The organism is Paraburkholderia sediminicola, assembly GCF_046026895.1.
In the GTDB taxonomy this organism is placed as follows: domain Bacteria; phylum Pseudomonadota; class Gammaproteobacteria; order Burkholderiales; family Burkholderiaceae; genus Paraburkholderia; species Paraburkholderia sediminicola_C.
The window spans coordinates 1-25,604 of the sequence record NZ_JAQQEU010000091.1; the positions used below are offsets into that span (position 1 = coordinate 1).

The 25,604-nt window shown below is 60.5% G+C and carries 26 protein-coding genes and 2 tRNA genes; 22 read left to right on the forward strand and 6 right to left on the reverse strand.

Annotated features, from left to right (window positions below):
• Positions 1–242 precede the first annotated feature (242 nt).
• Together PQR02_RS34980 and PQR02_RS34985 are read left to right on the forward strand one after the other, a co-directional pair.
• Positions 243–1,019, forward strand: coding sequence for an SDR family oxidoreductase (locus PQR02_RS34980; RefSeq protein WP_073430560.1), 777 nt, complete (start codon positions 243–245; stop codon positions 1,017–1,019).
• A gap of 171 nt (positions 1,020–1,190) precedes the next feature.
• A complete protein-coding gene (locus PQR02_RS34985) occupies positions 1,191–1,622 on the forward strand; it encodes an acyl-CoA thioesterase (RefSeq protein WP_408242436.1) in 432 nt (143 codons plus the stop codon).
• A 111-nt stretch (positions 1,623–1,733) separates the two neighbouring features.
• On the opposite strand, the gene PQR02_RS34990 is transcribed toward PQR02_RS34985, so the two are convergent.
• Positions 1,734–2,279, reverse strand: coding sequence for a LuxR C-terminal-related transcriptional regulator (locus PQR02_RS34990; RefSeq protein ID WP_408242438.1), 546 nt, complete (start codon positions 2,277–2,279; stop codon positions 1,734–1,736).
• Positions 2,280–2,521: 242 nt separating this feature from the next.
• Here PQR02_RS34990 and PQR02_RS34995 point away from each other — a divergent pair, with 242 nt between their 5' ends.
• The 15 genes from PQR02_RS34995 (at position 2,522) to PQR02_RS35065 (ending at position 16,407) form a co-directional block, all read left to right on the forward strand.
• Positions 2,522–3,226 carry a CoA transferase subunit A gene (locus tag PQR02_RS34995; protein ID WP_408242440.1) on the forward strand — a complete coding sequence of 235 codons (705 nt, stop codon included), beginning with the start codon at positions 2,522–2,524 and terminating at the stop codon, positions 3,224–3,226.
• A gap of 2 nt (positions 3,227–3,228) precedes the next feature.
• Complete coding sequence (locus PQR02_RS35000; protein WP_408242442.1) at positions 3,229–3,870, forward strand: CoA transferase subunit B; 642 nt, start codon at positions 3,229–3,231, stop codon at positions 3,868–3,870.
• Between the two features lie 259 nt (positions 3,871–4,129).
• A complete protein-coding gene (locus tag PQR02_RS35005; protein WP_408242444.1) occupies positions 4,130–5,044 on the forward strand; it encodes an alpha/beta fold hydrolase in 915 nt (304 codons plus the stop codon).
• Between the two features lie 79 nt (positions 5,045–5,123).
• Entirely contained in the window at positions 5,124–5,477 is a 354-nt protein-coding gene (locus tag PQR02_RS35010) for a RidA family protein (protein ID WP_408242446.1), read from the forward strand.
• A gap of 63 nt (positions 5,478–5,540) precedes the next feature.
• Positions 5,541–7,784, forward strand: a complete 2,244-nt coding sequence (locus PQR02_RS35015; RefSeq protein ID WP_408242448.1) for a RelA/SpoT family protein — start codon at positions 5,541–5,543, stop codon at positions 7,782–7,784.
• 150 nt (positions 7,785–7,934) lie between these two features.
• Positions 7,935–8,011 (forward strand) — tRNA-Val (locus PQR02_RS35020).
• A gap of 252 nt (positions 8,012–8,263) precedes the next feature.
• On the forward strand, positions 8,264–10,171 hold the full coding sequence (gene thrS / locus PQR02_RS35025; RefSeq protein ID WP_408242450.1) for a threonine--tRNA ligase: 1,908 nt from the start codon (positions 8,264–8,266) through the stop codon (positions 10,169–10,171).
• Between the two features lie 50 nt (positions 10,172–10,221).
• Positions 10,222–10,746, forward strand: coding sequence for a translation initiation factor IF-3 (infC, locus tag PQR02_RS35030; protein WP_073430551.1), 525 nt, complete (start codon positions 10,222–10,224; stop codon positions 10,744–10,746).
• A gap of 236 nt (positions 10,747–10,982) precedes the next feature.
• Entirely contained in the window at positions 10,983–11,180 is a 198-nt protein-coding gene (rpmI, locus tag PQR02_RS35035; RefSeq protein WP_006052501.1) for a 50S ribosomal protein L35, read from the forward strand.
• A 29-nt stretch (positions 11,181–11,209) separates the two neighbouring features.
• Positions 11,210–11,569, forward strand: a complete 360-nt coding sequence (rplT, locus tag PQR02_RS35040; protein ID WP_006052502.1) for a 50S ribosomal protein L20 — start codon at positions 11,210–11,212, stop codon at positions 11,567–11,569.
• Positions 11,570–11,727: 158 nt separating this feature from the next.
• Positions 11,728–12,741, forward strand: a complete 1,014-nt coding sequence (gene pheS / locus PQR02_RS35045) for a phenylalanine--tRNA ligase subunit alpha (RefSeq protein ID WP_408242452.1) — start codon at positions 11,728–11,730, stop codon at positions 12,739–12,741.
• Between the two features lie 159 nt (positions 12,742–12,900).
• Positions 12,901–15,336, forward strand: coding sequence for a phenylalanine--tRNA ligase subunit beta (gene pheT, locus PQR02_RS35050; protein WP_408242454.1), 2,436 nt, complete (start codon positions 12,901–12,903; stop codon positions 15,334–15,336).
• 60 nt (positions 15,337–15,396) lie between these two features.
• A complete protein-coding gene (locus PQR02_RS35055; protein WP_408242477.1) occupies positions 15,397–15,807 on the forward strand; it encodes an integration host factor subunit alpha in 411 nt (136 codons plus the stop codon).
• Positions 15,808–15,853: 46 nt separating this feature from the next.
• Positions 15,854–16,267 (forward strand): MerR family transcriptional regulator, encoded by a 414-nt coding sequence (locus tag PQR02_RS35060; RefSeq protein ID WP_408242456.1) that lies wholly within the window; start codon positions 15,854–15,856, stop codon positions 16,265–16,267.
• A gap of 63 nt (positions 16,268–16,330) precedes the next feature.
• Positions 16,331–16,407: transfer RNA gene (locus tag PQR02_RS35065), tRNA-Pro, on the forward strand.
• Positions 16,408–16,520: 113 nt separating this feature from the next.
• On the opposite strand, the gene PQR02_RS35070 is transcribed toward PQR02_RS35065, so the two are convergent.
• The gene (locus PQR02_RS35070; protein WP_408242458.1) at positions 16,521–16,988 is read right to left on the reverse strand and encodes a tyrosine-type recombinase/integrase; all 468 of its coding nucleotides are present in this window, start codon (positions 16,986–16,988) and stop codon (positions 16,521–16,523) included.
• Between the two features lie 150 nt (positions 16,989–17,138).
• Here PQR02_RS35070 and PQR02_RS35075 point away from each other — a divergent pair, with 150 nt between their 5' ends.
• Both PQR02_RS35075 and PQR02_RS35080 read left to right on the forward strand, forming a co-directional pair.
• Entirely contained in the window at positions 17,139–17,576 is a 438-nt protein-coding gene (locus tag PQR02_RS35075) for a lytic transglycosylase domain-containing protein (RefSeq protein ID WP_408242479.1), read from the forward strand.
• 552 nt (positions 17,577–18,128) lie between these two features.
• Positions 18,129–18,887 (forward strand): phage tail protein, encoded by a 759-nt coding sequence (locus PQR02_RS35080; RefSeq protein WP_408242460.1) that lies wholly within the window; start codon positions 18,129–18,131, stop codon positions 18,885–18,887.
• Positions 18,888–19,092: 205 nt separating this feature from the next.
• On the opposite strand, the gene PQR02_RS35085 is transcribed toward PQR02_RS35080, so the two are convergent.
• The 4 genes from PQR02_RS35085 to PQR02_RS35100 all read right to left on the reverse strand — a co-directional run bounded on the left by PQR02_RS35085 (position 19,093) and on the right by PQR02_RS35100 (position 21,827).
• Complete coding sequence (locus tag PQR02_RS35085; RefSeq protein WP_408242462.1) at positions 19,093–20,559, reverse strand: hypothetical protein; 1,467 nt, start codon at positions 20,557–20,559, stop codon at positions 19,093–19,095.
• Positions 20,560–20,588: 29 nt separating this feature from the next.
• Complete coding sequence (locus PQR02_RS35090) at positions 20,589–20,753, reverse strand: hypothetical protein (RefSeq protein WP_408242464.1); 165 nt, start codon at positions 20,751–20,753, stop codon at positions 20,589–20,591.
• A 211-nt stretch (positions 20,754–20,964) separates the two neighbouring features.
• On the reverse strand, positions 20,965–21,531 hold the full coding sequence (locus tag PQR02_RS35095) for a hypothetical protein (RefSeq protein ID WP_408242466.1): 567 nt from the start codon (positions 21,529–21,531) through the stop codon (positions 20,965–20,967).
• 2 nt (positions 21,532–21,533) lie between these two features.
• Positions 21,534–21,827 (reverse strand): helix-turn-helix domain-containing protein, encoded by a 294-nt coding sequence (locus tag PQR02_RS35100; protein ID WP_408242468.1) that lies wholly within the window; start codon positions 21,825–21,827, stop codon positions 21,534–21,536.
• Positions 21,828–23,566: 1,739 nt separating this feature from the next.
• Between PQR02_RS35100 and PQR02_RS35105 the strand changes: the two genes are divergently transcribed.
• From PQR02_RS35105 to PQR02_RS35115, 3 genes are read left to right on the forward strand one after another with little or no spacing between them, the layout of a single operon-like run.
• Positions 23,567–24,385, forward strand: a complete 819-nt coding sequence (locus PQR02_RS35105) for a hypothetical protein (RefSeq protein ID WP_408242470.1) — start codon at positions 23,567–23,569, stop codon at positions 24,383–24,385.
• Positions 24,386–24,422: 37 nt separating this feature from the next.
• The gene (locus tag PQR02_RS35110; RefSeq protein WP_408242472.1) at positions 24,423–24,995 is read left to right on the forward strand and encodes an HD domain-containing protein; all 573 of its coding nucleotides are present in this window, start codon (positions 24,423–24,425) and stop codon (positions 24,993–24,995) included.
• Positions 24,996–25,029: 34 nt separating this feature from the next.
• Entirely contained in the window at positions 25,030–25,236 is a 207-nt protein-coding gene (locus tag PQR02_RS35115) for a hypothetical protein (protein WP_408242474.1), read from the forward strand.
• Positions 25,237–25,604: the final 368 nt, after the last annotated feature.

Consider the following 25,604-nt stretch of genomic DNA (forward strand, 5'->3'; position numbering starts at 1 on the left):
GTCGTATTCCATCGACTCGCGCGGACCGTACTGCTCAATGAGACTTGCGGGGGTCATTGATGCTCCTCTTACCGTTAGAATGCTTTTTCGGGTTCGTATTGTGGGCGATCGGTCCATGCACTGCAACCCGAGGAACTGAGATTAGCACGATCGTGCTATTTTAGCGATACGGTATCGACCCGTAGTGCCGGGCCTACCGGACCCGTCAACCGCAGCTGTCAATACAACCGAAAGGAACGACAATGGGCCGTTCGATCAATCTGGAAGGCAAGGTCGCGCTGATTACCGGCGCTTCGAGCGGGTTGGGAAAGCGCTTTGCTCAGGTGCTGTCGCAGGCGGGCGCCAAGGTCGTGCTGGCGAGCCGGCGCACCGAGCGTCTGAAGGAACTGCGCGCGGAGATCGAGGCGTCCGGCGGCGCCGCGCATGTCGTTTCGCTCGACGTGACCGATTATCAGAGTATCAAGTCGGCGGTCGCCCATGCGGAGACCGAGGCCGGCACGATCGACATCCTGGTGAACAACTCGGGCGTGTCGACCACGCAGAAGCTCTCCGAAGTCACGCCGGCCGACTTCGAATATGTGTTCGACACGAATACGCGCGGGGCCTTCTTCGTCGCGCAGGAAGTCGCCAAGCGCATGATCATGCGCGGCAACAGCGCGCAGAAACCGTCGTACCGGATCATCAATATCGCGTCGATGGCGGGCTTGCGGGTGCTGCCGCAAATCGGCCTGTATTCGATGAGCAAGGCGGCCGTCGTCCATATGACGAAGGCCATGGCGCTGGAGTGGGGCAAGCACGGCATCAACGTGAACGCGATCTGCCCGGGTTATATCGACACCGAAATCAACCATCATCACTGGTCGACTGAGCAGGGGCAGAAGCTGGTGTCGATGCTGCCGCGTCATCGCGTGGGCAAGCCGGACGATCTGGACGGGCTGCTGCTGTTGCTGGCGGCCGACGAATCGCAATTCATCAACGGCTCGGTGATCGCCGCCGACGACGGCTTCGGCCTTGCGTGAGCGTTGCGCATCGGTGCAGGTTCGAAGAAAGTGTTTTGCGCGCGCGGGTCTTTTTGCAACGTAGGCGCGCCGGTTATGTTGCAGGACGTTCCTGGCGTTGTCGGGCGGCTTCGCGCGCCGGCTTGGAACAGGTTTCAAAACTTTGAAGAAGCAGGAAGAACGGAAGTAACGATGAGCGATTTTCACGCAGTATTCGAGATGTCGATGCCGATCCGCTGGGGCGACATGGATGCATTCGGCCATGTGAACAACACGGTCTTTTTCCGCTACATGGAGCAGGTGCGGATTTCCTGGTTCGAGCAATTGGGCTATATCGGCGGCAATGCGGATGGCGAGGGGCCGGTGATCGTCAACGCATCGATGGAGTTTCTCAAGCAACTGCACTACCCGGGCGATGTGATCGGGCGGATGTCGGTGGCGACGCCCGGGCGCAGCAGCTTCGACACCGGCTTCGAGCTGGTGCGCGCCGACGACCCGCACACCGTGTATGCGCGTGGCGCCGCGCGCTGCGTGTGGATCCATTACGCGCAGGGTAAATCGGTGCCGGTGCCCGAGCTGCTGCGCGCGACCATCGAGCGGGCCGCGCTGGTCAAGGCCGCTTGACGGCCTGAGCGCCGCTCGTCAACGGCCGGGCGCTCAGGCCCGCGCCTTGCTGCTTCTCGTGCGTGTGCGCTCAAGTTACCAGGGTGGCGCTTCAGTCTCAGTGCCCGCGCCTCAATTCCCGAGCAGCCGCTGCAACAACTCGGTCGCATTTCCCGTATCGTATTTGCGCATCAGCCGCGCCCGGTAGACATCGACCGTGCGCGGGCTGATCTCCAGCACCCGGCCGATCTGCTTGCTGGTCTTGCCCGTCACCAGTTGCGCGGCAATCTCGCGTTCGCGCGGCGTCAATTCCACCGCCACGCGGCGGGTCGCGCTCAAATCCTCGAATGTCCAGATGCCGGCTGCATGCGGGTCGGTGCGTTGCTGCGCGCGGCCCGTCACGTGACACCAGAACAATTCGCCGTTGGCGCGCTTCATGATGCGGTCGTCCGCGTAGCTGCCCTGGGCGGTCATGATCGGCGGAATGCGCGCGCCGATCCGCTCGAACTCGTCCGTGGACGGATACAGCACCTGGAACGACTGGCCGAGCAACGACTCGCGCGTGCAGCCGAAAATCGACGCCAGCTGGTCATTGCAGTCTTCAATAACGCGTTCGCGCGACAGCACGAGGCCGATCGGGGCAAGTTGGAACGCGGTTCGGTAATCCAGGGCGGGCATGGCGTGGCGGCAAGTACTTATGTAGTTTTGCGTATTGTGCCGCATGGCACGCGCAGCGTACTCTTGCGGGCATATCACAACGCGGCGAAGTGGTTCGCGGCGGCCGCCGCGCGCAGCTCATGTCGAGCTGCGCGCACTGCCTGCCGGGGATGACTAGAATGACGAAGCGGGCACTGCCCGCATAACGTCGTGCCAGCCGCAACGATCCGGTTTCGGATATCCATAGAGGAAGGGACATACTGATGAACAAGGTCTATCCAGGCGCCGCCGAGGCGCTGAAGGACATCGTCAAGGACAGGCAGACGTTTGCCGTCGGCGGCTTCGGGCTGTGCGGCATTCCGGAGGCGCTGATCGCGGCGCTGCGCGATTCGAAGGTGCAGGACATCACCTGCATCAGCAACAATGCGGGTGTCGACGGTTTCGGCCTCGGCCTGCTGCTCGAAACGCGCCAGATCAAGAAGATGATTTCGTCGTACGTGGGAGAGAACAAGGAGTTCGAACGCCAGTATCTGGCCGGCGAACTCGAGCTCGAATTCACGCCGCAAGGCACGCTCGCCGAGAAGCTGCGTGCGGGCGGTTCGGGCATTCCGGCGTTCTTCACCAACACCGGCTACGGCACGCTGATCGCCGAGGGTAAGGAAACCCGCCAGTTCGGCGAGAACCACTACGTGCTCGAACATTCGCTGACGGCCGACGTCGCGCTCGTCAAGGCATGGAAGGCCGACAAGTCGGGCAACCTGATCTATCGCCGCACCGCGCGCAACTTCAACCCGATGTGCGCGATGGCCGGCAAGATCACCGTCGCGGAAGTGGAAGAGATCGTCGAAGTGGGCGAACTCGATCCGGACGCGATCCATACGCCTGGCGTCTTCGTGCAGCGCATCGTGCTGAATGCGCATCCGGAAAAACGCATTGAACAACGCGTCGTCCGCGCGAAAGGAGACTGATCATGGCATGGACTCGTGACGAAATGGCCGCGCGCGCGGCGAAGGAATTGCAGGACGGCTTTTATGTGAACCTCGGCATCGGCCTGCCGACGCTGGTGGCGAACCACGTGCCGGCCGGCGTCGAAGTGTGGCTGCAGTCGGAAAACGGCCTGCTCGGCATCGGCCCCTCGCCGACCGAGGACGAAGTGGACGCCGACCTGATCAATGCCGGCAAGCAGACCGTGACCACGCTGCCGGGCTCGTCGATTTTTTCGTCGGCGGATTCGTTCGCGATGATTCGCGGCGGCCACATCAATCTGGCGATCCTGGGCGCGATGCAGATCAGCAAGAACGGCGATCTGGCCAACTGGATGATCCCCGGCAAGATGATCAAGGGCATGGGCGGCGCGATGGATCTGGTCGCGGGCGTCAAGCGCGTAGTGGTGCTGATGGAGCACGTCGCGAAGGGCGATCAGCACAAGATTCTCGAAGAATGCACGCTGCCGCTGACGGGCGTGGGCGTGGTCGATGAGATCATCACCGACCTCGGCGTGATCGAGGTGACGGATGCCGGTCTGAAGGTGACCGAACTGGCGCCGGGCGTGAGTATCGACGAAATCAAGGCGAAGACGGGCGCGCCGCTCGATGTGAGCGCGGTGAAGTGATGCCGACGCTAGCCGCGAACCGGTCGCTCGACTCGTGACTGACCGGCAGGCGGCAACGACGCAGTTTCCCAGGCGGGCGAGGCGCGAGTCTCGCCCGCTTTATTTTGTGCCGCGCCCACGCGCGTCTGAAGTGCTGTCCTAGGCCGTTCGGCCGATCCTTGCCACGCGGCAAAGCGGTTTACAATCGTTTGAAGATTGGACGCCAGTCGATTCCTGCCGTGCCCGAGCCCAATCCACAGCGCTTTCGCAAGGAGCCCCGATGACCGCAACTCCATCCGCTTCCACCACCGGGCGGCCCGTGCCGCGCCAACGTTATGTGCAGTGCGCGAGCGCCGCAGGTTTGCATCGCGTGGCCTATACCGAATGGGGCGACCCGGACAACCCGCGCGTGCTGCTCTGCGTGCACGGCCTGACGCGCTCGGGGCGCGATTTCGATCGCGTCGCGGCGGAGTTCGCCGGAACCTATCGCGTGGTCTGTCCGGATGTGGTGGGACGGGGGTTGTCGTCGTGGCTCGCCAACCCCAACTTGTATGGCGTGCCGCAATACGTCGCCGACATGGTCACGCTGATCGCGCGCCTGAATGTCGAAACGGTCGACTGGTTCGGCACTTCGATGGGCGGTCTGATCGGACTCGGGCTCGCTGGTTTGCCGGACACGCCGATTCGCAAGCTCCTGTTGAACGACGTGGGTCCGCATCTGGAGCCGGCCGCCGTGCAGCGCATCAGCGATTACCTTGGCAAGCCCGCACGCTTCGAAACGCTACAGCAAGGCGTCGACTACGCTGCTTTGCTTGCGCAGACCTTCGGTCCGCTCACGCCCGACGAATGGCGTGAAATCAATACGCCGTTGCTACACGAGCAGGACGGCGCGTGGCTGTTGCGTTACGACCCGCGCATCGCGCAGCCGTTCGCCGCGATCAGCGAGGAAGCGTCGAAGCTCGGCGAGGCCCCGCTTTGGCATTCGCTGGCGTCGTTTCAGGGGCCGGTACTGGTCGTGCGCGGCGAGCAGTCCGATCTGCTGTCGCGGGAAACCGTCGCGAAGATGGAGGAGGTCGGGCGCGCTGTCTCGAGCGCGGAAATCGCCGGCGTTGGGCATGCGCCGGCGTTTCTCGCGGCCGATCAGATCGACCTCGCAAGGCAGTTCTTTATCGGAGCGGTCGCCGACGCGTCATAATGTGCAGTTCCGCGCGGCGTTTTTGATTGCGTCATGCGGAACGCATTCCGATCAACTTCAACTCATCTCAGGATTTTTCATGGCAGTCATCCGTCACCACGTCGGCCAGCGCCTTTCGGAAACCGCCGTGCATAACGGCACCGTGTACCTCGCGGGCCAGATCGCCGAAGACGACGATCAGGACATCACGGGTCAGACGCGCGAAGTGCTCGGGCACATCGACCGTCTGCTGGCCGAAGTGAACAGCGACAAGTCGCATTTGCTGTCGGTGCAGATCTACATTTCCGACATGGTGCACTTCGCCGGCATGAACGCCGTGTGGGACGAGTGGGTCGCCCAAGGGGCCACGCCGCCGCGCGCTACCGTCGAAGCCAGGCTCGCCAATCCGAAGTGCCTCGTCGAAATCGTCGTGGTTGCGGCGCAGCGAAGCTAAGGCACGCGCAACCACTGTTGTTGAAATTCCGTTGATTCGTCTGGCCCGGCGGGCCGTCGCACCATGAATACCGAAATCGTTACGAGCACGCCGCACCCCATTCCTTCTTTCGACGAAGCGATGGCGTTCGTGCGCGAGCATGCGGGCGAGGTGCGGCTGTCGTCGGGCGAGTTGCTGGCGGATCACGCGGCGGGTACGGCGTCGATCATGCGCAAGCTCAACGTCGATCCGCCGGCGGTGCTGGCCGCCGCGCTGTTTGCGTTGACCCCGCATCTGCAGGACCCGGAGCGGGTGATCGCCGACAACTTCGGCGAAGAAGTCGCGCAACTGGTCGGCGACGTGCGCAAGCTGTTGCGTCTTGGCACTGTGAGCTTGCGCGCTGCGCAGAACCCGATACCCGAGGCCGGGCGCGACGCTCAAGCCGCGCGGCGCGCGCAGGTCGAAGCGCTGCGCAAAATGCTGCTCGCGTTCGCGCAAGACATTCGCGTGGTGCTGATCCGCCTCGCGTCGCGGCTGCAATCGCTGCGCTATTACGCGGCGGCGAAAGTCACCCCGTCACCGGAGGTGGCGCGTGAGACGCTCGACATTTACGCGCCGCTCGCCAACCGTCTGGGCATCTGGCAGCTGAAGTGGGAGCTCGAAGATCTCGCGTTCCGCTTCGAAGAGCCGGCCACTTATAAGCGCATCGCGAAGCTGCTCGACGAGAAGCGCGTCGAGCGCGAGAGCTATGTCGCGCAGGCGATCGAACGGCTGCAACAGGAGCTGGCCGCCGCGCAGATTCGCGCGGAAGTGAGCGGCCGGCCGAAACACATCTATAGCATCTGGCGCAAGATGCGCGGCAAGGAGCTCGACTTTGCCGAGCTCTACGACGTGCGCGCATTTCGCGTCATCGTGCCGGACATCAAGGATTGCTACACCGTGCTCGGCATCGTGCACAACCTGTGGCAACCGGTGCCTAAAGAGTTCGACGACTACATCTCGCGGCCCAAGCCGAACGGCTACAAGTCGCTGCATACGATCGTGATCGGCGACGACGGCCGCGCGTTCGAAGTGCAGATCCGCACGCAGGAAATGCATCAGTTCGCCGAGTACGGTGTGGCCGCGCATTGGCGCTACAAGGAGGCGGGCACGCGCGGCTACGGCGGCCAGTTCGCCGCCAACGAGAAGTACGACGAGAAGATCGCATGGCTGCGTCAACTGCTCGCGTGGAAGGACGAGGTGTCCGAGGGCGAGCACGGCGAACAGCGCGCGGCCCAGCCGTGGGAGCAACTGCGCCAGGCCACGCTCGACGACGATCACATCTACGTGCTGACGCCGCAGGCGCGTGTGATTCCGTTGCCGCACGGCGCGACGCCCGTCGATTTCGCGTATCACCTGCATAGCGAGCTGGGGCATCGCTGCCGCGGCGCGCGCGTCGACGGTGCGATGGTGCCGCTCAACACGCCGTTGCAGAACGGCCAGACGGTCGAGATCGTCGCGGTGAAGGAGGGCGGTCCTTCGCGCGACTGGCTCAACCCGCAGCTCGGCTATCTGCAGAGTTCGCGCGCGCGGCAGAAGGTGCGCGCGTGGTTCAACGCGGTCGAGGTGCAGGAGCACATCGCGAGCGGCCGCGCGATGGTCGAAAAGACCTTGCAGCGCGAGGGCAAGACGTCGGTCAATCTCGATCAGCTTGCCGCGAAGCTCGGCTTCAAGACCACCGACGATCTGTTCTCGGTGGTCGGCAAGGAAGAGTTCAGTCTGCGGCTCGTCGAGCAGGCGCTGCACGATGCGCCGCCGCCGGAGCCCGTGGTCGAGGCGCCAGAGCAATTCGAGAAGCGCAGCAGCGGCGCCAGCGTCGCGCGCGGGGCGTCGACCGGGGTGCTGGTGGTCGGTGTCGACGCCTTGCTCACGCAACTCGCGCGCTGCTGCCGGCCGGCGCCGCCGGACGATATCTGCGGCTTTGTCACGCGTGGCAAAGGCATGTCGATCCATCGCAGCGATTGCCCGACGTTCCAGCGGATGGCCGAGCGCGCGCCCGAACGTGTGCTGCAGACGGCGTGGTCGGCGGATGTGAGGAGCGGCCGCGGCCAGTCCGTTTATCCCGTCGATCTGTCCATCGAAGCAACGGACCGGCAGGGTCTGTTGCGCGATATTTCCGAAGTGTTCGCGCGTGAAAAGATGAACGTGATCGGCGTGAAGACGCAGACGCGCCGCAACGCAGCGTTCATGCAGTTTACCGTCGAGGTGCAGAGCGCCGCGCAGATTCAGCGTGCGTGCACGTTGCTCGGCGAAGTGACGGGCGTGGTGCGCGCGTCGCGCAAGAACTGAGGCGCGAGATAGGGCGCACGGGTGGCGCATGTGTGGGGCGTTCGGATCAGCGCCTCTGGGCGGGTGCTCGGGCGCATGAGTACGCTTTTAAAGCCGGCTCATAAAAGTACTTGCCAAGCACTGTGGGGCTCCATATAATCTCGTTTCTTCAGGCTCGTAGCTCAGCTGGTTAGAGCACCACCTTGACATGGTGGGGGTCGTTGGTTCGAGTCCAATCGAGCCTACCAACGAAAGAGAGACTCCGGTTTTGCCGGAGTTTCGCAAGCTGCAGTAAGCGCGTTAGGCGCAAAAGGCGAATACGGTTATGACATCGCGAACGTTGACCGAGACCACTTCGGAACGACGCTAGTCGAGGACCACTTTCGCCAATGTAGTTTGCGGGAAATGTGAATGCGGCCCCTCGAGAGTGGGGTCGCATTTTTTTTGTCTTTTTGATCTTGTTGCATGTGCCGCTGCCGGTCGGCATCACGGAGAACACAATGGTTTCGATACGTCTGCCCGACGGTTCTGTTCGACAGTACGAGCATCCCGTGACTGTCGCTGAAGTGGCCGCCTCGATCGGCCCCGGCCTCGCGAAAGCTGCGCTCGGCGGCAAGATCGACGGTGAGTTGGTCGACACGTCCGCGCTGATCGATCAGGACGTGGCGCTCGCCATCGTCACCGAGAAAGATGCAGACGGTCTCGATATCATCCGTCACTCCACGGCACACTTGCTCGCATATGCGGTGAAGGATTTGTACCCGGAAGCGCAGGTCACCATCGGCCCGGTCATCGACAACGGCTTTTACTACGACTTCGCGTACAGCCGTCCCTTCACGCCGGAAGATCTCGAAAAGATCGAAAAGCGCATGCAGGAACTCGCGAAGAAAGACGAGCCGGTCTCGCGCCGCGTGGTGTCGCGCGACGAAGCGGTCGACTACTTCAAGAGCATCGGCGAGAAGTACAAGGCGGAGATCATCGAATCGATTCCGTCCACCGACGAGATCAAGCTGTACTCGCACGGCGGCTTCACCGACCTGTGCCGCGGTCCGCACGTGCCGTCCACCGGCAAGCTGAAAGTATTCAAGCTGATGAAGGTGGCGGGCGCCTACTGGCGCGGCGATTCGAAGAACGAACAGTTGCAGCGCATCTACGGCACGGCCTGGACCAAAAAGGAAGACCAGGAAGCGTATCTGCACATGCTCGAAGAGGCGGAGAAGCGCGACCACCGCAAGCTCGGCAAGCAGCTCGATCTGTTTCACATGCAGGACGAGTCGCCGGGCATGGTGTTCTGGCATCCGCGCGGCTGGACGCTGTGGCAGCAAGTCGAGCAGTACATGCGCCGCCGCGTGAACGACGCCGGCTACCTTGAAATCAAGACGCCGATGATCATGGACCGCTCGCTGTGGGAAGCGTCGGGCCACTGGCAGAACTATCGTGAAAACATGTTCACGACCGAATCGGAAAAGCGCGACTACGCGATCAAGCCGATGAACTGCCCGGGTCACGTGCAAGTGTTCAACCACGGCTTGCGCTCGTACCGCGATCTGCCGCTGCGGTACGCGGAGTTTGGTTCGTGCCACCGCAATGAATCGTCGGGCGCGCTGCACGGGCTGATGCGCGTGCGCGGTTTCGTGCAGGACGACGCGCACATCTTCTGTACCGAAGATCAGTTCATCAGCGAATCGATCGCGTTCAATACGCTGGCGATGAGCGTCTACAAGGACTTTGGCTTCGACAATGTCGAAATCAAGCTGTCGTTGCGCCCGGATGCGCGCGCCGGCACCGACGAAACATGGGACCGCGCGGAGCAGGGCCTGCGCGAGGCGCTGACGGCCTGTGGCGTGACGTGGACAGAATTGGCGGGCGAGGGCGCTTTCTACGGCCCGAAGGTCGAGTACCACATCAAGGACGCGCTCGGCCGTTCGTGGCAGTGCGGCACGTTGCAGCTCGATATGGTGCTGCCGGAGCGCCTGGGTGCCGAATATGTCGCCGAGGACAACAGCCGCCGCCGCCCGATCATGCTGCACCGGGCCATCGTCGGTTCGATGGAGCGGTTCCTTGGCATTTTGATCGAGCACCATGCTGGTGCAATGCCTGCGTGGCTCGCGCCGATGCAGGTCGTCGTGATGAATATCGCGGAAAGTCAGGCCGAATATGCGCAGTCGCTAGCCCAATCGTTGCAAAAACAAGGGGTTAGAGTAGAGGCCGATTTGCGCAACGAGAAGATTAGCTATAAAATACGCGAGCACACGCTGGAAAAGGTGCCGTACCTGCTGGTAGTCGGCGACAAAGAGCGTGAAGCCCAAACGGTAGCCGTGCGTGCCCGTGGTGGTGTCGACCTTGGCGTAATGCCTCTCGACCCCTTCATTGAGCGTCTGCGCCAGGACGTGCAGTCGTTCAACTGAGCCACCTGGCACCCCGGCTCGTTTTTTTTAATTTTTAGAGGAAACGTAACATCGCTACTGATAAGTCTGCGCACCGCATCAACGGTGAAATTACGGCACCCGAGGTGCGTCTGGTCGGCGTCGAGAACGAACCGCTCGGCATCGTGAAACTCGCTGATGCGTTCCGCATGTCGGAACAGCAAGACGTGGATCTGGTCGAAATCGCTCCGCAAGCGGTCCCGCCGGTTTGCCGTCTGATGGACTATGGCAAGTTCAAGTACCAGGAAGCGAAGAAGCAACACGAGGCGAAGCTCAAGCAGAAGGTCATCCAGGTCAAGGAAGTCAAATTCCGTCCGGGTACCGACGACGGCGATTACAACGTCAAGCTGCGCAACCTCATCCGCTTCCTCGAAGACGGCGACAAGACGAAAATCACGTTACGTTTCCGTGGCCGCGAGATGGCCCACCAGGAAATTGGTATGCGCATGCTCGAGCGTTTGCGCACGGACCTCGACGAAGTCGGTCAGGTCGAGCAAATGCCGAAAATGGAAGGGCGCCAGATGATCATGGTGCTCGCCCCGAAGAAAAAGAAGTAAGCGGGTGCGCGCCAAATGGCGCGCTCCGGAGCGAAAATTCAAAACGATGCTGTGCCAGGTGTCCGGCGCGGTATCGGCAGGTTTCGGAACGGCGTGCATGTAAGTGCACGCCGGTTCCTGAAAAGCGGCCGCTGGCACGACTGGCGGTTTGCATACCAAGTGGAATGGGTTTCGAAGGGCGGGTTATGGCCATGTGGCCGACCGCACACCCATATCCATCTAATAATGGAGTTGTTATGCCGAAGATGAAGACCAAGAAGAGTGCTGCGAAGCGCTTCGTGGTGCGTCCGGGCGGTACCGTCAAGCGCGGTCAGGCCTTCAAGCGCCACATTCTTACCAAGAAGACCACCAAGAACAAACGCCATCTGCGCGGTTCGACGGCAGTTCATGATTCCGATCTGAACTCCGTGCGCGCAATGCTGCCGTTCGCTTAACCCTTAACCGAAACTCATAGGAGCGAAACATGCCTCGAGTAAAACGTGGGGTTACCGCACGGGCCCGTCACAAGAAGATCATCAAGCTGGCCAAGGGTTACCGCGGCCGTCGCAATAACGTCTATCGCATCGCCAAGCAGGCGGTCATGCGCGCAGGCCAATACGCCTACCGCGATCGCCGCAACAAGAAGCGTGTGTTCCGCGCATTGTGGATCACGCGTATCAACGCGGCGGTGCGTCAGCACGACATGACGTACAGCGTGTTCATCAACGGCCTGAAGAAGGCTTCGATCGAACTGGACCGCAAGGTGCTGGCCGACATGGCTGTGTTCGACAAGGCTGCTTTTGCTGCGATCGTTCAGCAGGTGAAAGCCGCCGTTGCAGCCTGATTGCGCTTCTGGCAATTAAAACTGCGTGGTTCGTTGCAGCGAACATCCGGTAGTTTCGGTGACGCTGCAACAAAAACGGGGCTCCTCACCGAGCCCCGTTTTTGTTGCTAGAACCAGTTTTGTTTCGATAGAACACTGACGTTGAAATGATGGGATCAATGGATCTGGACCAGATTGTCGCCGACGCGCAAAAAGCCTTCGCAGAAGCCTCTGACGTCACCACCCTCGAGAACGAGAAAGCGCGCTTTCTCGGTAAGTCGGGCGCGCTGACCGAGTTGTTGAAGGGCCTTGGCAAACTCGATCCCGAAACGCGCAAGACCGAAGGCGCTCGGATCAACCTCGTCAAGCAACAAGTGGAAGCCGCGTTGACGGCCCGCCGTCAGGCGCTGGCCGACGCGTTGCTGAATCAGCGCCTCGCCGCTGAAGCCATCGACATCACGCTGCCCGGCCGCGGCACCGGCGCAGGCAGCCTACACCCGGTGATGCGCACCTGGGAGCGCGTCGAACAGATTTTCCGTACGATCGGATTCGACGTGGCCGACGGCCCCGAAATCGAAACCGACTGGTACAACTTCACCTCGCTGAACAGCCCGGAAAATCATCCAGCGCGTTCAATGCAGGACACTTTCTACGTCGACGGCAAGGATGCCGAAGGCCGTCAGCTGCTGTTGCGCACGCATACGAGCCCGATGCAGGTGCGCTACGCGCGCACCCACACGCCGCCGATCAAGGTGATCGTGCCGGGCCGCACCTATCGTGTGGACAGCGACGCCACGCATTCGCCGATGTTCAACCAGGTCGAAGGCCTGTGGATCGCCGAGAACATCAGCTTTGCCGACCTGAAGGGCGTCTACACCGATTTCCTGAAGAAATTTTTTGAGCGCGACGACATTCTGGTGCGCTTCCGTCCGTCGTATTTTCCGTTCACCGAACCGTCGGCCGAGATCGACATGCTGTTCGAAACGGGCAAGAACGCCGGCAAGTGGCTCGAAATATCGGGCTCGGGCCAGGTTCACCCCACGGTGATCCGCAACATGGGCCTCGACCCGGAGCGCTATATCGGTTTTGCATTCGGCAGCGGCCTCGAACGGCTGACGATGTTGCGTTACGGTGTGCAAGACCTGCGTCTGTTCTTCGAAAACGACCTGCGTTTCCTGCGTCAATTCGCTTGAACCGGCGCGTACGAACGCGACAAGCATAGAGCGCGGCACCGCACCCGGTGCGTGCCGCCAGCAGCGTCCCCGGCAGTGCGCGGTGATTCGGGCCAACATCGAATCACGCAGCGCAACTGCCGGACGTGGACCTAACCTGATCAGAACGTACACAGAACCATGCAATTCCCGGAATCCTGGCTGAGAACCTTTGTCGATCCGCAACTGACGACCGACGAACTGTCGCACGCATTGACAATGGCCGGTCTCGAAGTCGAAGACCTGCGGCCGGCAGCGCCGCCGACCTCGAAGATCGTCGTCGGCCAGGTGCTGGAAGTCGTCAAGCACCCGGACGCGGACAAGCTCAATGTGTGTCAAGTCAACGCCGGTACGGGCGCGACGCTGAACATCGTGTGCGGTGCGCCGAACGTGGCGCCGGGCATCAAGGTGCCGGTCGCGCTGGTGGGCGCGCAACTGCCGCCGGCCGAAGAGGGCGGCGCGCCGTTCGCGATCAAGCTGTCGAAGCTGCGCGGCGTGGAAAGCCAGGGCATGTTGTGCTCGGCACGCGAGCTGAAGCTCTCGGAAGACCATAGCGGCCTGCTGATCCTGCCGGAAGCGACGCCGATCGGCCAGGACATCCGCGAAACGCTCAACCTGGACGACACCGTTTTCGAAATCAAGCTGACGCCGAACAAGGCAGACTGCCTGTCGGTGTTCGGCGTGGCGCGCGAGACTTCGGCGATCACCGGCGCGCCGTTGCACCCGCTCGAAATCAAGCCGGTTGAAGTGAAGCTCGACGAAACGCTGCCGGTGAAAATCTCGGCCCCCGATCTGTGCGGCCGCTTCTCGGGGCGCGTGATTCGCGGCGTGAACGCGCGCGCGAAGTCGCCGCACTGGATGGTCGAGCGTCTGGAGCGATCGGGCCAGCGCAGCATCTCCGCACTCGTCGACATCTCGAACTACGTGATGCTCGAACTGGGCCGTCCGTCGCACGTGTTCGATCTCGACAAGATTCACGGCGGCATGGACGTGCGCTGGGGCCGCAAGGGCGAAACGCTCAAGCTGTTGAACGGCAACACCGTCGAGCTCGATGAAAGCGTCGGCGTGATCGCCGACGAGCAGCACATTGAAAGTCTCGCGGGCATCATGGGCGGCGACAGCACCGCCGTCACGCTCGACACCACCAACATCTATCTCGAAGCCGCGTTCTGGTGGCCGGATAGCATTCGTGGCCGCTCGCGCAAGTACAACTTCTCGACCGATGCCGGCCATCGCTTCGAGCGCGGCGTCGACTATGCGACCACCGTCGATCATATCGAACGCATCACGCAATTGATCCTCGACATCTGCGGCGGTGAAGCCGGCCCCGTCGACGATCAGATCGTCAACATACCGCAGCGTGAGCCGGTGAAAATGCGTGTGTCGCGTGCGAACCGCATCATCGGCATTGCGATCGGCGCGGACGAAATCGCGCAGATTTTCACACGCCTCGGCCTCACGTTCGAGCGCGAGGGCGACACGTTCTCGGTGATGCCGCCGTCGTATCGCTTCGACATCGAAATCGAAGAAGACCTGATCGAAGAAGTCGCGCGCATCTACGGCTTCGAGAAGATCCCCGCGCGTCCGCCGGTTGCGACCAGCGAAATGCTCGCGACCAACGAAACGCAGCGCTCGATCCACGTGATCCGCCACGCACTGGCCGCGCGCGATTACGCGGAAACGGTGAACTTCAGCTTCGTCGACGCCGAGTGGGAGCGGGACTTCGCCGGCAACGACCAGCCGGTTCGTCTGCTCAATCCGATTGCAAGCCAGTTGTCGGTGATGCGCACCACGCTGTTCGGCAGCCTGATCCATGTGCTGCGCACGAACCTGAATCGCCGCGCGGCGGATCGCGTGCGTGTGTTCGAAGCCGGCCGCGTGTTCCTGCATGATCCGTCGATCAAGGCCGGTGAGCTGACGGTCGAGGGCTTCGCGCAGCCGAAGATGATCGGCGCGCTCGCCTATGGTCCCGCGCTGGAAGAGCAGTGGGGCGCGCCGGCGCGCACGGTCGACTACTTCGACGTGAAGGGCGATCTGGAAGCACTGTTGGCGCCGGCGGTGGCGCGTTTCGTGCGCGCGGAGCATCCGGCACTGCATCCGGGACGCAGCGCGCGCGTCGAAGTAAATGGCCGCGCAGTTGGCTGGATTGGCGAATTGCATCCGCGCTGGATGCAAAAATATGATTTACCGCACGCGCCGATTCTGTTTGAAATCGAAGCGGAAGCATTAATGCAGCGAGTATTGCCGACCCCCGCGGAGGTTTCTAAATTCCCGCCGGTGCGTCGCGATATTGCAGTCGTTGTCGATCAGAAAATCGAAGTAGAGGCGCTGCTCGACGAGCTTCACAAGGCGCAGTCCGAACCTGCCTGCAAGAGCGTCCAGAGGGTTGCGCTTTTCGACGAATTCCGTCCAAAATCAAACACTTCCGGTGGTCTGGCCGCTCACGAGAAAAGCCTTGCGTTCCGTGTGACCTTGCAAGATACTGGCGGAACCCTTCAGGATGAAACGGTCGATCTGGCCATTCAAACTCTGGTGGAACGTCTGGCTCGAGTATATGGCGCACGGTTGCGCGGATAACCCGCATTAACAATTGCACGGCTGTTTCCGCATTTTTGTTTGGCGCGCCATTTGATAGATATGAATGAAATGAACTCGAGTGATTTCGAAGCCCTTCTTTCGGCGCAACGTAGCGCCATGATTCGCGATATTCCGACATCACCCGCCGTCGTTTCCGCTGAAACGCCGACGCTCACCAAGGCGGAGCTTGCCGAGTTGCTGTTCGACAATGTCGGGCTCAACAAGCGGGAAGCGAAAGACATGGTCGAAGCGTTCTTCGAGGTGATCCGCGATGCGCTGGAGAGTGGCGATAGCGTGAAGCTGTCGGGGTTCGGCAACTTTCAGTTGCGTGACAAGCCCCAACGTCCCGGCAGAAATCCGAAGACCGGCGAGGCGATTCCGATCGCCGCGCGGCGCGTTGTGACGTTCCATGCAAGTCAAAAGCTGAAGGCGCTGGTCGAGAACGGCGCTGAAGCAAGCTTGGCGCGCTGATCGACTGGCGCGTTCCTGCGCAACCCACTACGACGGCTAACTGACGATGACAGCGACGATCGAAAAAGTCGTCTTGCCTCCGATTCCGGCGAAGCGCTACTTCACGATCGGTGAGGTTAGCGAGCTATGCGGCGTGAAACCGCACGTGCTGCGTTACTGGGAGCAGGAGTTCACACAGTTGAGGCCGGTCAAAAGGCGCGGCAACCGGCGGTATTACCAGCACCACGAGGTGCTGTTGATCCGGCGAATTCGTGAATTGCTGTACGAGCAGGGCTTCACGATCAACGGCGCGCGCAACCGGCTCGATTCGCATGGTGGCGCGCCTGGGGCGGAGGCTGCATCGGTGGAAGAAGGCGAGGGTGATCTGGCCGCGCAGACGCCTGCTGCGGCGAGTGCTGCAGTGGACGTCGAGCAGTTGCGCAAGGAACTGCTGCATGTGATCAATTTGTTGAACCATTAGTTCGATTTGCTCGCACGAAACGGTTCTAATCGAAGGAAGTGTCTGTTATAATTTTGTGCTGTTCGGGGCGTAGCGCAGCCTGGTAGCGTACCTGCATGGGGTGCAGGTGGTCGGAGGTTCAAATCCTCTCGCCCCGACCAAGATCAAAGCCGCACGCCGTAAGGCGTTGCGGCTTTTTCGTTTCCCGCCTCACTGTGCGTTCGTACAGTGCTTTTTAGACAAAATATTAGACGTTTGTCTAAAACTCAGAGCGTCACCACGGCAGTTTCAAGTCGAGCGATGACGTTTCCGGAATAGCCTCCTTGATGTAGATTTCCGTCGTCTTTCCAGTCGTGTGAGCGAGGCGCGTCTGTATCTCTGCGCGACCCTTTCCGGCCTTTGCTGCGTCGGTTGCGCCGAGCGCGCGAAGGTCTTTGAACTGGATGCCATCTGTTACGCCCGCGCGATCTTTCGCGCGACGCCACATCGAATGAAGGCCAGTCTTCGAATAAGCGCCACCCTTCTGCGTGGGGAACAGGTACGAGCTGATGATCAGATACATCTTCTTGATCGCCTTCGCGCGATCGATCACAGCGCGGATCTGAGGAGTGATCTCGACGTCGAGCACTTTGCCGCTCGTGCCCGCTGTCTTCGACGGTTTGAATCGAATCGTCGTGTCGGTGATCTGCGTCTCGAGCAGCATGCGCACGTCGATCGCTCGTTGCCAGACGAGATAGGACATATCAACGATGCACTGGAACATCGGCCCCGACTCGGTCGGCAGGTCGATTACTCCCGGCGGCCATTTCGTCTCGCGCTTCGATAGTAATGCGCATGGGTACTCCGGGGCGCCGGCCAGCGCAACGCACAGTCGACAGCCCTATTTTCGCGGCTGGAGTCGCAATATAAACTCCCGAGCGGTCTGCTCGACAGTGTCTGGGCGAGGGAGTCTTCGCGTGCCGTGAAGATGCTCTCGCCAAAGGGTGCGAAGGGGCATTTCGGTTTCATGGACGCGACGGCCGCGCAGTATGGCCTGACCAACCCGAACGATCTGGACGCGTCGGCAACTGCCGCCGCGCGCATGTACAGCGATCTTCTGAAGGCCAACGGCGGCGATCTCGACAAGGCGCTGGCTGCGTACAACTGGGGCCAAGGCAATCTGAATAAATCCGGCCTCGCTGGTGCGCCGGCCGAGACGCAGGACTACATCAGTAAGGTCGAAGGCGGCATGGGTCTGAGGCGGTCCGCTCCGCTGGCGGCTCCGGTCGCTGGCGGCAATCACGATGCCCAGGTTGCAGCGCTTCAGGTGCCGCTCCGCAAGTCAGCGTAACAGTGCACAACGCATTGCCGGGCACGAAGGTGGATGCCCGCGGCGCGGACGGCTCCTACATGCCGACGAAGATCAACTATTCGATGGGTACACGATCACGATCACCCAGTTTGCACCGGCGCGGGTCGGGCAATGCCGATGCGGTCAACCGCTCTGCGGCCTGCCATGGGCGTTCGCATGGCAGATCAATGCACCACTGAACACGATCGTCCAATCTCGCGTGGGAATTTCCCGTGCGGGTGAGGCGCTCGCCAGTTTTGGCAATGCCGTTCTGCAGTGCGAACTCACCGAGATCATCCCGGCGCACACCATTCCAATTTTTGCCTACTCGTCAGAGGCCACATGTTTCGAATCGATGATCCGTCTGCAGCAGTCTCGCTCCCAACGCCGGGAGCCGCTGGAACTGAGGGATATTGGACTGAAGGGAACCCGGGAACAGGTACGCCAGCGCCGCTGGAACGCGCTTCATGGTTCAACATGGTCCAGGAAGAATTGCGCGCAATCCCGGTGGCAGCCGGGCTTACGCCGAGTAAGACGACGTAGAACCAGATATTGACCGCTCTGAAGACTTGTTTTGCTCCAGTCGTTGGGTCGGTGCGCAACCTGGTGATGAGCGTCACCACGGCAAATGCAGCGGCCACGCTGACGGCTGACGAGATCATCGTGGAAACAGCGCTCGGTGGCTTGCCGTTCAAGCTGTCGAACTTCAACAAGACTATCAACCTCGCGACGACTGGCGCGGGTGGGATGGACACTGGCACGGCGCCCGTATCGGGTTATGTCGCGCTGTACGCGATCTATAACCCGACGACCGGGACTGCTTCGTTGCTGGCTACGAATGCAACGAGCGTTGTCGCACCAAACGTGTACGGCGGGGCCAATATGCCGAGTGGTTATACGGCGAGTGCGCTTGTGAGCGTGGTGCCGACGAATTCGAGCTCACAGTTTGCCATCTGTAAGCAGCGAGACCGGTCGATCAAGATCTCTCAGGCCAACGTCTTCAGCACGACGACCAACACCCCAACGCCGACGAACTTTTCGTTGGTAGGCACCGTCCCGCCGAATGCGATCGCCATCAGCGGTGCCCAGCAAATCGGCTCTACTGCCGCCGCAACGTCTAGCGCACAGCTTTATTCCGATGCATCCAACGTGGGGAATGATCCCGCCATCTTCACAAGCGGTAGCAGCGGAACAGCGACGTTTTCGTTCCGGGACGTGCTTCTGGCTTCGCAGCAAACGACCCGGTACAGCGCGTCTACGAACGCCGGGACTCTGAGCTACGTTATCTTCATCACCGGATACACCTTCTAATCATGGCCACTGTCAATGTCCAATTCAGCGACGCGACGAATGCAACGGTCGTCTCGTACTTCGTCTGCCCACAAAACGCCACGAATTTCCCGAATCAGGATCAACTGGACACTTCCGACGCCCGATGGAAGTCATTCTGGTCGGCTCAGTCAGCGTATGCGCAGCAATACTTGCCTGTGCCAGCGATCTAATTTCCGGAACTGCTCTACCGCCAGTGTCGAATGATTTCGATTTGCGCCGGGTATCCTGTATCAGTTCGTAATGGCTGCTCCTCAAGATAGACGTTGGGCCCTTCAATAGCGACGATCCCGCGGACTGTACCATCGGCAAGCCTGACGACGTCACACGGACTCAGGTCTGCAAGCGCTGCTGCGTCGCTCACGAAGAATCCAGCGCGTGATCGCGATATACCGCGGTGCCAGTTTACGTCCGAGAAATTAGCGGCCTGCACGCGGATTACTTTGTCCAGAATCGAGTCACGTGTAAAGAGAGTTTGTGCACCGCCGATGCATACATTTGCGCGTGGAATATTCAAGGCTCCCACTTCCCGTTGCCAGCCAAAGACCAGCGCGCTCCATGGGCGTGCCGAATCCACAGGCAAACCGACCGCGCGCGAAAGTACGCAGGCGGAAACCTTTTCGAGGCAGCCGAAGTTTTCCGTTACAGCAACGCGAGACGAGAAATTGGAGTCGTTTTTTTGAATTGCTGGCACCGATGCGGCGACTAGAAATACGGTCGCCACAGCGCCGACTATCGACGCTGAGATTCGTGAGGCGCGGGCAGCGCTGAGCGCACTTGTGAAGGTTCCGATCCAGAAGAAGGCCGTCCATGGCAGATAACGATCAGCAAAAAAGTAACTGAGGTTCACGGTTGCTTTGCGCAGATCTTCGTAGGCGATGTTCAGGGTAATGCTTGTCAAGCAGGCGAGCAGTCCAAACGTCGAAAGAAATACGAGGTGCGCGCTTCCCTTTCTGAACCACACGAACCGAATGACTGAAGCGAGATACGCGCAGAGGCCCACAGCACCGAGAAGCGCGTCGACGATATTGCCGAGCAGGCCGAAGGTGACGCCGTGTCCGAGCAGGAATGCGACGTATGCAGGAATGCCGATCCACTCCGACGGCGCATGAATCATTTTCGCGATAATCCCCGACAGACGGATGTGAGGGGTCGTCGGATAGTGGGCTGCATATATCGCAAATTCGACCGCAAGCAATGCCGCGATGACGCCGTAGCGCTTTAGACGCGTTACAAGAAAGAACGCGGCGAGGACAGGGATCACTAATACGCCGGCTCCATGACTGATGACCGCGACGGCGAGCAATAGCCAGGCAGCGATCACCCCTCGAACATGATGATCGTATGCGAGCAGATAGGACGCTATCACCACCAGCGATGCGGTGCCGATCAAAGTGACCTGGAAGGGCCACGAAAGAACGCCCATGTTCTGAGGCCCGAACAGGAGAAAGGCTGCGAGCCCAACCACAATGAAGGATGTGCTGCGATCCAATTCGGATCGGCGGACGGTCAATGCGATGGTTGCGATCATGGCAACGCAAAACGCAAGGCTAGCTGCGAATAGTAGCCACGTGCGTCCGCCGAAGAATGTGACGTCGAGATATGCCAGGCCGAAGACGATGAAGTGGGGATGATCAACCTGCCGGCGAAACACGAAGTCAGCGATGCTGATTTCCCCGTGCTTCAGGTGAGCGGCGCGGAAAAAGACTTGCTCATAGTCGCCAAAAAAAGCGGAACATGTGTTCGAATGATCTCTGCCAGCGTGACAGCTGCTGCCACCACACCGGCGAGGAAAACGAGGAATGACAGGATTTCAATCTCTCGGCTTCTGGATTCAATTGTGTGCACTGGCGGCGGTCTCCGTTTCGAGCCGAGAGTGTAGCGCACGCTAAAAACGTGTAGGCATGTTGCACACTCGTCACCACCGATATCCAAGCGTCACCATATGCGCAGCGCGGAACCCGAGCGGCACATTCGAGTTGCTCACGTTCTTCGACGGCGTACTGATATAGGTGTAGCTCATCGTCACCTTCTTGTAGGCGACTGACGCGCCGGCTACCTATGTGAGCTGGGGCTTGGGATCATGCGCTAGCGTCTCGACTGAGCCACGCGGGCCCCATGGGCTCGTAGCCGACATGACGGTCATAGTTGACGTCCACGCCCCTTTGAAGATGGCCGGTCCTCCCTCCACGCTGAAGCGCCAGTTTCCGACCTCATAGTACGGCTCGACGGTCAATGCGATCGCCTGGAGCGAGCCGCCCGTGTCGAAGTAGCGCATGGGACCACATGTGCCGTTGCAGGCCTCTTTCTTCGGGTTGTAACCGCCAATGCCATCCGCGTAGTCCGAGGCATCGGGAACGGCATCGCCCTGAATTTTGGCGGTGCCGAAATACATGTACGCGAGATTCAGGTCGACGCCGGGGATCCATGAGCCGCGCGAGTAGGGCAGCGCAGTCGCGCCGATGCCGATGCGGCCAGCCGGCACGCGAAGCTTGAGATGATGACTGAAGCCCTGCTGGTAATACATGCCATCGCCCATCGCCGTGAAATTAGTGGCACCGAGCCCGGCTTCTGCGTGAAAGAACGACTCGGCGTGCGCGGCAGCAGCAGCACAGCCGAGTGTCATCGCTACGGCTGCTGCTCTCCATCGGGCGCCGGGGAGTCGGCGTTCAAGTCGATCGTGGCTCCGACTCGGCGCATGCGTTGTAGCACTCGCTCGATCGTCTTGTCGTCCAGCTCGAGCCGGGCGGCGGCGAAAAACAGCATGTGCGGATTCATGTCGCGAGGCTTCTCGCCCCCGGTGTAATTGCGCCATTGTCGGCCGCTCGATACTCCGAATAGCGATGCCATCTTGGATGCCGACAGACCGAGCTCGTCCTTCAGGCGATCCAGGTCTTGAGGAGAGGGCGGTTTGTAGAGCATGAGTGGATCCAGCACCCGAGCGGGCGCGAAAGCAGACTTTCATGACAGTGTCCTTTCGGATAGACGGGCCGCGCGTTTGCGCTTCCAACGGAATCCAATGTAGGACGTTTGGGCCTAAGTGTCAAGGACCCTGTTGCGCTTTGGGCCAGCTTGATCGCTGGCCGCCATTGCTCTCATTGTTTTCCCCCGAGTTTGTCTCGCGGGCGATCCTACAGCAGCCTTTCGAGTCATGCTGTGATGAGCGTCACCTCACGAACATCAATCAGCCCGCAGTCTGCGGCGCGTCAATATCCCGGTCCGGGATCTCATACTCATCATCCCACTGATTTACTAGGCAGTCGCACGCCTTGCATAGCCAATGCGCCGGGAGGTCGCCATATGCCTCGCAGTGGTCTTCCGTCTTGAGCTTTTCGTCGCAGAGTGGGCAGTACATGGTCACCACTCCTCGGTCGTTTGGTTATTGTGCCATTTGGCTCATCGTCCACGCCGATGCATCGCACCCAATAGACGCAGCCCCTTTGCGGATTGGCCTGAATCTGCCCGGGGCCGCGCAGGCATTTGCAGTGCGCGCCTTCCGCGATAAAGCCGCCCCAATGCTCGCAGCCGAGGCAGGGCTTTGCGGTTCCGTAGGGGACGAATGATGGCATGGCGGATACCTGTATGGATGTACAGTATATCCGGCCACGCGGCGGCGCACCTCGAAGCCTCGTTCATGGCGAAACGATGGCGCGGAATGCGATGTATCCGCCTGCAAAGAATGACGCGAATGAGCCCACCCCAGCAGAATAGACACGGCGGAGAAATAGTGGCCCCATCTCTCCCAAAGTGGGTTCGCGCGCACCACGGCACCCTCTTGATAACACCGCTGTGACAGATAACGAAATGCCGTCGAGGTTCCTGCCATTCCAGTCCCGACCATGAACATGAACAGCGCGGCACCCACGTGAGAAAGAATTGGAGACCCTGGTCTCAAATCCGATTTGGTAACCGCATTGCCAACGAACGCGAGCATCGCCGCGGCCGCACCGCCGTTTATCAAGATCGCTGATTTGAGTGCTGTTTGCCCGGCTTCTACGGTGGCCTTCAACATTTCCCCACCGGCGACTACGCGCGTTTTCCATATTTCAAGCATGTCGTATCGCTGCTCGGGAGACATGCTAGGCGAACCTGCCTCTGCTTGAATGGCGTCTTTCTCTACCGCGTCAATGTAACCCTTTAGTCCAGCGATGGGGATGGAGTCCTGCCCGTACGCTTCGATTTGTTCGAGATATGACTTCCGACGCCTTCATTTCTTTGCTCCGGACGTAAGGTTTTTCTGTCTAATACGCATACATGTAAGTCGGCGTTACGCGGGTTTGAGCCGCACAAAAAATGGCAGGCATTAGACGCGATTGATCGAGCGCCAATAGTAATGCGCTTCTCCGCCGAGTGAAACCCCGCATGGGGTGCAGGTGGTCGGAGGTTCAAATCCTCTCGCCCCGACCAAAGAAATCAAGGACCTACGGTGAAAGCCGCAGGTCCTTTTTCTTTGTGCGCGGGGCCGTTACCGTCTGGTTACCGGAATCGCCGGTCTCATGCAGTTGCCCATCACGCAGCGGATCGCGCGGCGTCCGCGTTCAAGTGCCTCGTGCGAAGGACCTATGCTTTTCGTCATGGGAAGCAGTCGGCGAGAGCGTCGAATGTCGCGCGGCGCAGACGGCCCATAGCGCAAACGCAGGCGTGCCGCCTAAAATGACTGCATGACCTCCCTCAATATAATCACAACATGGCAGCCAGCCTGCTGGTGCGTCGCACAGCTGCAGCTCTGCGCGCAGCATCTCGAAGAGACTCCGACCGAAATTTTTCGCTACCCGGCGCAATGGGCCTGGTTTGCGTGGCGACCCGCCAATACCGGGCTGCCCTTTCGCATGCCCGACGGCTGGGGGCTGGCGCTCGAGAGGCCCGGTCCTGAACTGGCCGACGAGATTGGCGCGGCACCCGTCTACCTGCTCGATGAAGCTGAAACGGACTGGCCGGCGCTGCTCGACATTCTGCTCGTCTGCGACGACCTCGAGCCGTGGCTGCGCTCGATCATCGTGCGACACCATGAGAGCGAACGACGGGCCCTCAAGAGACGGTATACGCAGCGCTATGGTGTGGGCGAGTCGGCCGGGTTCGAGCGCTTCCTGCTCAGGACCGTTGCAGGTGCAACGGATGCCAAGAGGGCGGAGCCGATGTCCGCAGAGACAGCACCTGAAGGCGATCCCATCCGGACGATCACGCTCAAGTCGTATCCGCACTGCACAGCGACTGTCCAGTTGCACGACGACGGCACGCTTGTTTTCGACCTGTACGATCGCGACTACTTAGGCAGTGACCGTGCTGATATCTATCGCGTTGCACGCGACGCCGTGGCATCGCTTCATGACGCGATGGCGCGTGCGACAGGTGAGCGGCCGGCGACACAAGAGGCGCTACTCGCCGCGATAGGGCAGCGGTATCCCACATGGGATGAAGCGTATCGCTGGCTGAGGGAATCGGGCGTGCCGTTCAGCCATGAAGTTGATCCTTGGGCGTAGCCATCCACATCACAATTCCGTATATAAGGACACCACAATGCTCACGGAAAAATTCGTCTGCGCGACAGGGCTCGCGCTGAAGCTTCACGCGACACAATTGCGCAAGGGCACGCAGATTCCGTATACGTCGCACCTGCTGGGTGTCGCTAGTCTCGTGCTGGAAAATGGCGGCGATGAGGAGCAGGCCATTGCAGGCCTGCTCCACGATGCGATCGAGGATGTTGGCGCGGAAGCGGCGCGAACGATTCGTGAACTGTTCGGTGAACGCGTGCTGCGAATTGTTGAGGGCTGTACGGATGGCGTGCCGGATAGTTCGGGGCAGAAGCCGGACTGGCGCGCGCGGAAGGTCGCCTACCTGGCGCATCTCGAGGAAGCCGATCCTGATGTTCTGCTGGTGTCGGCATCCGACAAACTCTATAACGCACGCGCGGTCGTCACGGATCTGCACGCCGTGGGCCGCGCAGTGTTCGAGCGGTTCACGGCCGGCGAGTCAGGTACGCTCTGGTATTACGGCGAGCTTGCGCGGATTTTCCAGGCGCGGCTGCCGGGGCCTCTATCGAACGAGATCAAGCGCACAGTGGATCTTATGAGTATCGCTGCGGGGGATTGATGCTCACGATGACGCGCGTTGAAATGTGCATGAAGTGAATGATCTGATGGTCGGTCAAGCCGCACTTCTTGCGGAAAATTGCGATTCGCTTTCCTTTGCGGCGCCGTCCAGCGTCGGGGTTGGTTCTGCATTCGGCATCCGGAGCAGCCCGTACGCGCGCGATGAATATCAGGCCTTGCTCATGCAGCATCATGCGGTTTGCAGGATGAGCCGCAAAGGAAGCGATGGGGACGATGCGTAAAGTGAGGATTCAGAGACAGCTTTGGCCAGGTGAACTACAACGACAGTTCCATTGAGATTTTTGTACTTGTCCGATTTATTGAAAGCAATTCTCTCTCTAGAATTGAATTGTTAATTAATTTTTTGCAATTCGTTGTGCTGCCATGAAGGAGAGGAATCAGTCGGTGGGGTTCGATAACCCGGCTACGCCTCGATGCAATGAAAGGTGACATCGCAGCAGGCGGGATACCGCCGATTCCCGAATCTATGGGCGACTTGGAAGGCCGATGACCACCCGGTGGTAGAGGCAGGGGTAAGGAATGCATTCGACCAGCGTGGCGACATCACGGTGGCCGAGGTGGCGAGCGATTCGACAAGGAATAGTAGACC